General features: G+C 67.2%; 7 protein-coding genes. 1 reads left to right on the top strand and 6 read right to left on the bottom strand.

Going from position 1 to position 9,406, the window contains the following annotated elements; translation table 11 throughout:
- The 3 genes from NVS89_RS20550 to gcl form a co-directional block, all read right to left on the bottom strand.
- On the bottom strand, nt 1-111 hold a 111-nt coding region (locus NVS89_RS20550; RefSeq protein ID WP_258734642.1), incomplete at its 3' end, for an NAD(P)-binding domain-containing protein.
- A 46-nt stretch (nt 112-157) separates the two neighbouring features.
- Nucleotides 158-943: a hydroxypyruvate isomerase gene (gene hyi, locus NVS89_RS20545; protein WP_258734632.1), complete on the bottom strand. Its 786-nt coding sequence runs from the start codon at nt 941-943 to the stop codon at nt 158-160.
- Between the two features lie 210 nt (nt 944-1,153).
- Nucleotides 1,154-2,920 carry a glyoxylate carboligase gene (gcl, locus tag NVS89_RS20540; protein WP_258734631.1) on the bottom strand — a complete coding sequence of 589 codons (1,767 nt, stop codon included), beginning with the start codon at nt 2,918-2,920 and terminating at the stop codon, nt 1,154-1,156.
- Nucleotides 2,921-3,327: 407 nt separating this feature from the next.
- Here gcl and NVS89_RS20535 point away from each other — a divergent pair, with 407 nt between their 5' ends.
- Complete coding sequence (locus tag NVS89_RS20535) at nt 3,328-4,146, top strand: IclR family transcriptional regulator (protein WP_258734630.1); 819 nt, start codon at nt 3,328-3,330, stop codon at nt 4,144-4,146.
- A gap of 376 nt (nt 4,147-4,522) precedes the next feature.
- Here NVS89_RS20535 and frc (NVS89_RS20530) read toward each other — a convergent pair whose 3' ends face one another.
- The 3 genes from frc (NVS89_RS20530) to oxc form a co-directional block, all read right to left on the bottom strand.
- Complete coding sequence (frc, locus tag NVS89_RS20530) at nt 4,523-5,773, bottom strand: formyl-CoA transferase (protein ID WP_258734629.1); 1,251 nt, start codon at nt 5,771-5,773, stop codon at nt 4,523-4,525.
- A gap of 500 nt (nt 5,774-6,273) precedes the next feature.
- A complete protein-coding gene (frc, locus tag NVS89_RS20525) occupies nt 6,274-7,551 on the bottom strand; it encodes a formyl-CoA transferase (RefSeq protein WP_258734628.1) in 1,278 nt (425 codons plus the stop codon).
- A gap of 97 nt (nt 7,552-7,648) precedes the next feature.
- Nucleotides 7,649-9,391 carry an oxalyl-CoA decarboxylase gene (gene oxc / locus NVS89_RS20520; RefSeq protein ID WP_258734627.1) on the bottom strand — a complete coding sequence of 581 codons (1,743 nt, stop codon included), beginning with the start codon at nt 9,389-9,391 and terminating at the stop codon, nt 7,649-7,651.
- Between the last annotated feature and the right edge of the window lie 15 nt (nt 9,392-9,406).

Here is a 9,406-nt window from a genome sequence, read left to right as displayed (position 1 = left end):
CGCCGGGACCGGCTTGATGTCGTACAGATAAAGCGTGTGGCCCGCGTCGATCAGGTGACCCGCCATCGGCGCGCCCATGATCCCGAGACCTACAAATCCAACCTTCGCCATCGTTTCGTCCTCGCTTCCTAGACTGTGTTTCTTGACCGTCGCGGCCTCACGCCGCGCCGGTGAGCGTCTTCAGCCAGCCAAGACCGGCCGCCGTGTCGCCCTTCGGCTTGTACTCGCACCCGACCCAGCCGGCGTAGCCGATGGAATCGAGGTAGCGGAACAGGAACTCGTAGTTGATCTCGCCCGTGCCCGGCTCATTGCGGCCCGGATTGTCGGCGAGCTGGATATGCGCGATCTGCGGCAGGTTGGCCTCGATCGTCCGGGCGAGGTCACCTTCCATGATCTGCATGTGATAGATGTCGTACTGGATGTAGAGGTTGTCCGAGCCGACCTCGTCGATGATCGCCTTGGCCTGCTTCGTGTAGTTCAGGAAGAAGCCCGGGATGTCGCGGGTGTTGATCGGCTCGATCAGCAGCTTCAGGCCGGCTTCCTTGATCTTCGGCGCGGCGAACTTCAGGTTGTTCACGAAGGTGTTGTGCAGCACCTCGCGATCGGCCCCGGCGGGGACGATGCCGGCGAGGATGTTCACCTGCGGGCAGCCGAGCGCGGTCGCGTAGGTGATCGCCTTGTCGACGCCGGCGCGGAACTCGTCCACACGCTCGGGCAGGATGGCGATGCCGCGCTCGCCCGCGCCCCAGTCACCCGCGGGCAGGTTGTGCAGCACCTGCTTCAGGCCGTTGGCCTTCAGGCGGGAGACGAGATCCTCGACCGAGAAGTCGTACGGGAAGAGGTACTCGACGCCGGAAAAGCCGGCTTCGGCAGCCTTCTCGAACCGGTCGAGGAAGGGCACCTCGTTGAACAGCATGGTGAGATTGGCGGCAAAACGGGGCATGGACCGCTCCTAGGCATGGACAGATTTTCTGGGCGGGAGGCGCGTCCCGAAGCGGGGCGCGCCCCGGCGGCTTGGGCGCGCTCGCCTGCCGATCGCAGGAAAGCGCGCCGAGCATAAGGGGGCGGATCGGAATCCGCATCCCGAAGCTGGAAGGGGCGGGCGCCCGCGGCTCACGCGCCGGTCGGGCGCCGGCAGATCAGCGCCGGCCGGTCAGGCGCCTGCCTTGGCACCGTCGAGCGGGAGGTCGAGGACCTCCTCGAACTCGTTGACGTTGTCGATCTCGGTGCCCATGGCGATGTTGGTGACGCGCTCGAGGATGAACTCCATCACCACCGGCACCTGGTGCTCCTTCATCAGCGCCTTGGCGCGGGTGAAGGCGTCCTTGAACTCGTTGGGCGAGGAGACGCGCACCGCCTTGCAGCCGAGGCCCTCGGCCACCGCGACATGATCGACGCCGTAGCCCGCATTCTCCACCGCGTTGACGTTGTCGAAGGCGAGCGAGACCTCGAAGTCCATGTTGAAGCCGCGCTGGGCCTGGCGGATCAGGCCGAGATAGGAGTTGTTCACGACCACATGGAGGTAGGGCAGCTTGTGCTGGGCGCCGACCGCGAGCTCCTCGATGAGGAACTGGAAGTCGTAGTCGCCCGACAGCGCCACGATCTCGGCGTCGGGATCGGCCGCGCGCACGCCGAGCGCCGCCGGCAGGGTCCAGCCGAGCGGGCCGGCCTGGCCGCAATTGATCCAGTTGCGCGGCTTGTAGACGTGCAGCATCTGCGCGCCGGCGATCTGGCTGAGGCCGATGGTCGAGACGTAGCGGGTGTCGCGGCCGAACGCCTCGTTCATCTCCTCATAGACGCGCTGCGGCTTCAGCGGCACGTTGTCGAAATGCGTCTTGCGCAGCATGGTCTTCTTGCGCTCGAGGCATTCGGCGGCCCAGGCCGAGCGGTCCTTCAGCTTGCCGGCGGCCTTGTATTCCTTCGCCACCTCGATGAAGAGCTCAAGCGCGGCGCCCGCGTCCGAGACGATGCCGAGGTCCGGCCCGAAGACGCGGCCGATCTGGGTCGGCTCGATGTCGACGTGAATGAAGGTGCGGCCCTTGGTGTAGACGTCGATCGAGCCGGTGTGGCGGTTCGCCCAGCGATTGCCGATGCCGAACACGAAGTCCGAGGCCAGCATGTTCGCATTGCCGTAGCGGTGCGAGGTCTGGAGCCCGCACATGCCGGCCATCAGGTCGTGGTCGTCCGGGATCGTGCCCCAGCCCATCAGGGTCGGGATGACCGGCACGCCGGTGATCTCGGCGAACTCGACGAGCTTGTCGGAGGCGTCGGCGTTGATGATGCCGCCGCCCGCGACGATCAGCGGCTTCTCCGCCGTGTTCAGCATGGCGAGGGCCTTCTCGGCCTGCTTGCGCGAGGCCTTCGGCTTGTAGACCGGCAGCGGCTCGTAGGTGTCCTCGTCGAACTCGATCTCGGCCATCTGCACGTCGATCGGCAGGTCGATCAGCACCGGGCCCGGGCGGCCCGAGCGCATGACGTGGAACGCCTGCTGGAACACCTGCGGCACCAGCGCCGGCTCGCGCACCAGCACCGCCCACTTGGCGATCGGCTTGGCGATCGACTCGATGTCCACCGCCTGGAAGTCTTCCTTGTAGAGGCGCGCGCGCGGCGCCTGGCCGGTGATGCACAGGATCGGGATCGAATCGGCGGCGGCCGAGTAGAGGCCGGTGATCATGTCGGTGCCGGCCGGGCCCGAGGTGCCGATGCACACGCCGATATTGCCGGCCTTGGCGCGGGTGTAGCCCTCGGCCATGTGGGAGGCCGCCTCGACGTGGCGGGCCAGCACGTGCCGGGTCTTCCCGTAGGCGCGCATGGCGGAATAAAGCGGATTGATCGCGGCGCCGGGCACGCCGAAGGCGGTGGTCACGCCTTCCTTTTCGAGAACCCGTATCGCTGCATCGACGGCACGCATCTTGGCCATGGCATTTCCTCCTGGCGTCATCGCCGGCGAGGGCATCCCCTTCGGTTCAGGGGCGGCGTGCCCGGCACCGGACTTCAGGCTTGTTCAAAATCTCCGGTCTCGGCGGCCGCGCGAAGCGCATGGCGCCGGAACGGCAGCATGCAACGCAGCATCATTCTTCCCGCACTGCGGAAAGAATTTCCGAAATCGGGGGAAACATGCCACGCCCGCCGCATTCCCGCAATACGGGATGTATTTCTGATTTGCGAAAAAGCGGAGGATGCGCCTTTATGCTAGGGCGAGGGCGGCGCCGGTCGGTGCGATAACCGCCGAGGCCAATATGGATGCCCGCATCGACGCCTCGTCCGAGGCCAGGACGATGGCGGCACGGAACCCGGGAGGAGGCGAGGTTGGGAGGTGACATGCGGATGACGGACGCCGTCACGGTCACGCGCCGCCGCGGCCGGCCCTCCAGTTCCGGAGGGACCGAGACCGGTGGCGAGGTGCAGTCGCTCGACCGCGCCATCGCCCTTCTGGAGGTGCTTGCGCTTTCCGACGGCATGACGCTGAGCGAAGTAGCGCGCGCGGCGGAATTGCCAACCTCGACCGTGCATCGCCTGCTGACCACGCTGGAGCGGCGCGGGCTGGTGGGGCACGACCCGGCCACCGGCCAGTGGATGGTCGGGCTCGGCCTGTTCCGCATCGGCTCGGCCTATCTGCGCATCCGCAAGCTGCCGGAGATCGCGCGCGGATTGCTGCGCGAGCTGTCGCACGGCGTGAACGAGACGGTGAACCTGTCGCTGATCGACGGGCCGCACCTCATCTGCGTGGCGCAGATGGAAAGCCACGCGGCGGTGCGCGCCTTCTTCCGCATCGGCGGCGACCTGCCGATCCACGCCTCGGGCGGCGGCAAGGCGATCCTCGCGGCGATGAACCCGGAGGCGCGGCGCGCCTGGCTGGGCGGCGACCAGCTCCAGCGCTTCACCGAGCACACCCATGTGAGCCGGCGCGCGCTTCAGGCCGACCTCGCGACGATTGCCGAGCGCGGCTATTCGATCGACGACGAGGAGCACACGCCGGGCATGCGCTGCGTGGCGGCGGCGGTGCTGGACGAATGGCGCGAGCCGGTGGGGGCGATCTCGATCTCGGCGCCGACCGTGCGCATGCCGCCCGAGCGCATCGCCGATCTCGGCCGCCAGGTCCGCGAGGCCGCACAGCGTCTGACGACGCGCTATTCGGGGTTGTGAGCGGAAATCGTCGCGGCCATCGCGCCAGATCCGACCGATCGGCCTAGGGCCCGGATCGGCGAGCGGGCAGGGCGAGGGCGGACGTCGCAAGAGCTTTGGCACGAACAGCGCTTGGCTGGATAGCGCCCGCGCATCTTCCGCCGTCTTTCTTCAGGCAAAAAAATGCCGGCACCCCGCTCTCCGAGTGTGCCGGCACCAGTCGCCTAGGAGGAACCGAACGTTGGGAAATGACCCTTCGTCCTGCTCCGGGAGGCTCGTAGGCCAACCCGTCGGCCGGCGGTTCGTTCCGCCATTCGGGCCGGGTGGCCGATAGGGGCCGCGGCAGGGCCGCGGGGGAGGGCGACGCGCTGGGCGCGCCGCCCGGACGCCGGACGGATCAGACCGCCTTGGCGTCGTGCATCGCGGAGATCTCTTCCTGCGAGTAGCCGAGCTGGGCGAGCACCTCGTTGGTGTGCTGGCCGAGCAGCGGCGAGGCGGTGATGTCGACCTCGACGTCGGAGAACTTGATCGGCGAACCGACCGTCAGGTACTTGCCGAGCTTGGGGTGCTCGACCTCCACCACGGTGCCGCTCTTGCGCAGCGACGGGTCGTTGGCGATCTCCTTCATCGACAGCACCGGCGCGCAGGGGATGTCGAACTTGCGCAGGATGTCGATGGCCTCGAACTTGGTCTTGTCGGCAAGCCAGCCCTCGATGAAGGCGAAGATGTCGAAGATCTTGTCCTGGCGCGCCTCGGCGGTGTTGTAGGCCGGGTCGTCGATCCACTCGGGCTTGCCCAGCGCCTTACAGATCGGCGCCCAGGCGTGGCCCTGGATGGTGAAGTAGATGTAGGCGTTCGGGTCGGTCTCCCAGCCCTTGCACTTCAGCACCCAGCCCGGCTGGCCGCCGCCGCCCGCGTTGCCGCCGCGCGGCACCACGTCCGAGAACTCGCCGTGCGGGTACTGCGGGTACTCCTCGAGGTAGCCGAGGGCGTCGAGGCGCTGCTGGTCGCGCAGCTTCACGCGGCACAGGTTCAGCACCGAATCCTGCATCGACACGGCGACCTTCTGGCCCTTGCCGGACTTGAGCTTCGCGTGCAGCGCCGTGAGGATGCCGATCGCGAGGTGCATGCCGGTGTTGGAGTCGCCGAGAGCGGCGGCCGACACGGTCGGCGGGCCGTCCCAGAAGCCGGTGGTGGAGGCCGCGCCGCCCGCGCACTGCGCGACGTTCTCGTAGACCTTCAGGTCTTCATAGGCGTGGCCTTCCGAGAAGCCCTTCACCGAGGCGAGGATCATGCCCGGGTTCAGCTTCTGGATGTTCTCCCAGGAGAAGCCCATGCGGTCGAGCGCGCCGGGGCCGAAATTCTCGACCATGACATCCGAGTCCTGGATGAGCTTGGTCAGGACTTCCTTGCCCTGCGGGGTCTTGGTGTCGAGCGTAAGCGAGCGCTTGTTGGAATTCAGCATGGTGAAGTAGAGCGCGTCGGCATCCTTCACATGGCGCAGCTGCGAGCGCGTGACGTCGCCGGCGCCGGGGCGCTCGACCTTGATCACATCGGCGCCGAACCAGGCGAGAAGCTGCGTGCAGGCAGGACCGGCCTGAACGTGCGTGAAATCGATGATCTTAATACCTTCGAGGGGCTTAGACATCTCGGTCGACTTCCCTTTTAAGCGTTAACAGTCCGACGGAGGCTCACCCTGCCGCCGGAAAGTGTACTCCCGGCCCTCTTGGTCGGGACTACTTCCTTCTCCCCAAACCCGCGACCCGGAATGGGCTACGGGTAACTCCCAGGTGGTGATTCGACTTCGGAAATATTCACGACTTCTTTTCGCTCACCCTGGCCTCACACCCCGCCGGACGCCGGCGCAACACGCGCTTCCCGGTCCGGCGGACTGTTTCGTCACGGGCTGCCGGCGCGAGAGCGCGGTGCCCGCTTCTTCTCGGGAAAGGCGGGCGCGATCGGCTGCGTCCGCTCTTCCTGTTCCGTCCCGGCACGCGCTTCGTCCGCGTGCCGTCTCCCGTACCGCCCGGCGCTCGTGCCGGCCTGCCGTTCCGCGGTGGAGCCGCCGCCGGCGCCGGAACGGTCAGGCCGCGCTCGCGCGCCGTCGCCTGCACGGGGATGCCGGCACCGAAGCGCCGGCACCGAAGCTCATTCCGCGGCGAGGCGGACCGGAAGGCCCACGGCGCCGGAGGCCTTGACCTCGCTGATCCGGCCCTCGTCGAAGCCGAGCACCTGCGCGAGGATCTCCTCGGTGTGCTCGCCCAGCAGCGGCGAGCGCGCGACCTGGACGTCGTTGTCCGACAGCTTGATCGGGTTGCCGACGGTCAGGTAGGTGCCGCGGGTGGGGTGATCGATCGAGACCAGCGTGCCGCTCGCATAGAGCGACTGGTCCTCGGCGATCTCCTTCATCGAGAGCACCGGCCCGCAGGGGATGTCGAGCTCGTTGAGGATCTCCATCGCCTCGAACTTGGTGTGGGCCATGGTCCACGCCTCGATGCGGGTGAAGATCTCGTTGAGGTGCGGCAGGCGCGCGGCCGGCGTCGCGTAATTGGGGTCGGTCTTCCACTCGGGTTCGTGGATGACGTCGCAGATCTTCTCCCAGACCGGAGCCTGGGTGATGAAATAGATGTAGGCGTTGGGATCGTGCTCCCAACCCTTGCAGCGCAGGATGCGGCCGGGCTGGCCGCCGCCGGAATCGTTGCCCGCGCGCGGCACGGCGTCGCCGAAGGGAATGCCCTCGCCGAACTGGCTGTATTCGCGCAGCGGCCCACGCTCGAGGCGCTGCTGGTCGCGCAGCTTGACGCGGCAGAAGTTCAGTACCGCGTCCTGCATTGCGCACAGCACCTTCTGGCCGCGGCCGGTCAGGGTGCGCTGATAGAGGGCGGTGACGATGCCGAGCGCCAGGTGCAGGCCGGTGCCGGAATCGCCGATCTGGGCGGCCGTCACGAGCGGCAGGCCATCACGGAAGCCGGTGGTCGAGGCCGAGCCGCCGGTGCACTGGGCGACGTTCTCATAGACCTTGCAATCCTCGAACGGGCCGGGGCCGAAGCCCTTCACGGAGGCGAGGATGATGCGCGGATTGAGCTCCTGGATGCGCTCCCAGGAGAAGCCCATGCGGTCGAGGGCGCCGGGGGCGAAGTTCTCCACCATCACGTCGCAGCTCTTCACCAGCTCCTCGAGGACCTTCTTGCCCTCGGGATTCTTGGTGTCGAGCGTGATCGAGCGCTTGTTGGAGTTCAGCATGGTGAAGTAGAGGCTGTCCGCGTTCGGAACGTCGCGGAGCTGGGCGCGGGTGACGTCACCCTCGCCCGGGCGCTCTACCTTGATGACGTCGGCGCCGAACCACGCCAGAAGCTGGGTGCAGGTCGGTCCCGACTGAACATGAGTGAAATCGAGGACGCGAACGCCGTCCAATGCCTTGCCCATGAGGTTTCCTCTCGAAGTACTCGGCGTTTTTTACGCCGTTGTTTTTCTCGTCTTGAGGGGATGGCGGGCGGGGATCTCCCCACCCGCCGGTTTGTCGTCAGCTCTTCTTCTTCACGACGCTCTGCGGGTTGAGGCTGCCGATGTTGCCGCTCTCGCTACCGGCGGCCGGATCGATCACCGCGTTGATGAGGGTCGGCTTGCCGGAGTCCATCGCCGCGTCGACGGCGCGCTTCAACTCGTCCGGGGTCGTCGCGTTGACGCCGACGCCGCCGAAGGCCTCCATCATCTTGTCGTAGCGGGAGTCCTTCACGAACACCGTCGTGCCCGGATCGCGACCGGTCGGGTCCGTGTCGAGGCCGCGATAGATGCCGTTATTGTTGAACACCACGATGCAGACCGGCAGGTTGTAGCGGCAGATCGTCTCCACCTCCATGCCGGAGAAGCCGAACGCCGAGTCGCCCTCGACCGCGAGCACCGGCTTGCCGGTCTCGACCGCGGCGGCGACGGCGAAGCCCATGCCGATGCCCATCACGCCCCAGGTGCCGACGTCCAGGCGCTTGCGCGGCTGGTACATGTCGATCACGCCGCGGGCGAGGTCGAGGGTGTTGGCGCCCTCATTGACCAGCATCGCGTCGGGACGCTCCTTGATGACCTGCTTGAGCGCGCCCAGAGCCGAGTGGAAGTCCATCGGCGTGGAGTTCTTGAGCAGGCGCTGGGACATCTTGGCGATGTTGACGTCCTTGCGGGCCTTGATGGTCTCGATCCACTCCGAGGGGGGAGCGGTCCAGCCGGCCTTCACGCCGTCGAGCAGCGCGGAGATGCAGGAGCCGATATCGCCGACCACGGGGGCGACGATCTCGACATTGGAGTCCATCTCCTTGGGCTCGATGTCGATCTGGATGAACTGCTTCGGCGCGTCGCCCCAGGTCTTGCCCTTGCCGTGCGACAGCAGCCAGTTCAGCCGCGCGCCGACCAGCAGCACCACGTCCGCGTCCTTCAACACCACCGAGCGCGCCGCACCGGCGTTGAGCTCGTGGGTGTCGGGCAGCAGGCCCTTGGCCATGGACATCGGCAGGAAGGGGATGCCCGAGGTCTCGACGAAGGTGCGGATCTCCTCGTCGGCCTGCGCGTAGGCGGCGCCCTTGCCGAGGATCACCAGCGGCTTCTTGGCGCCCTTGAGGACGTCGAGCGCGCGGGCGACGGCGGAGGGGGCGGGGAGCTGCGCGGGGGCCGCGTCGATCACCTTGACCAGCGACTTGGCGCCCTTGTCGGCGTCCATCACCTGCGAGAACAGCTTGGCCGGCAGGTCGAGATAGACACCGCCCGGGCGGCCGGAGACCGCGGCGCGGATGGCGCGGGCGACACCGATGCCGATATCCTCGGCGTGCAGCACGCGGAACGCCGCCTTGCAGAGCGGCTTGGCGATCGCGAGCTGGTCCATCTCCTCATAGTCGCCCTGCTGAAGGTCGACGATCTCGCGCTCCGAGGAGCCCGAGATGAGGATCATGGGGAAGCAGTTGGTGGTGGCGTTGGCCAGCGCCGTCAGGCCGTTCAGGAAGCCGGGGGCCGAGACGGTGAGGCAGATGCCGGGCTTCTTGGTGAGGAAGCCGGCGATGGCGGCCGCGTTGCCGGCGTTCTGCTCGTGGCGGAACGACACCACGCGGAGGCCTTCGGCCTGCGCCATACGGCCGAGATCGGTGATCGGAATGCCGGGCACTCCGTAGATCGTCTCGATGCCGTTGAGTTTGAGCGCATCGATGACGAGATGGAAGCCGTCGGTGAGCTCCTGCTCGGCGTCGGCGGCGGCGTTTACGTCAATCATTTGTGCGACTGCGGACATCCCATTTTCCCTCCC

This window comes from Ancylobacter mangrovi (genome assembly GCF_024752355.1).
GTDB lineage: Bacteria > Pseudomonadota > Alphaproteobacteria > Rhizobiales > Xanthobacteraceae > Ancylobacter > Ancylobacter mangrovi.
This window is presented reverse-complemented; position numbering and strand designations above follow the sequence as displayed.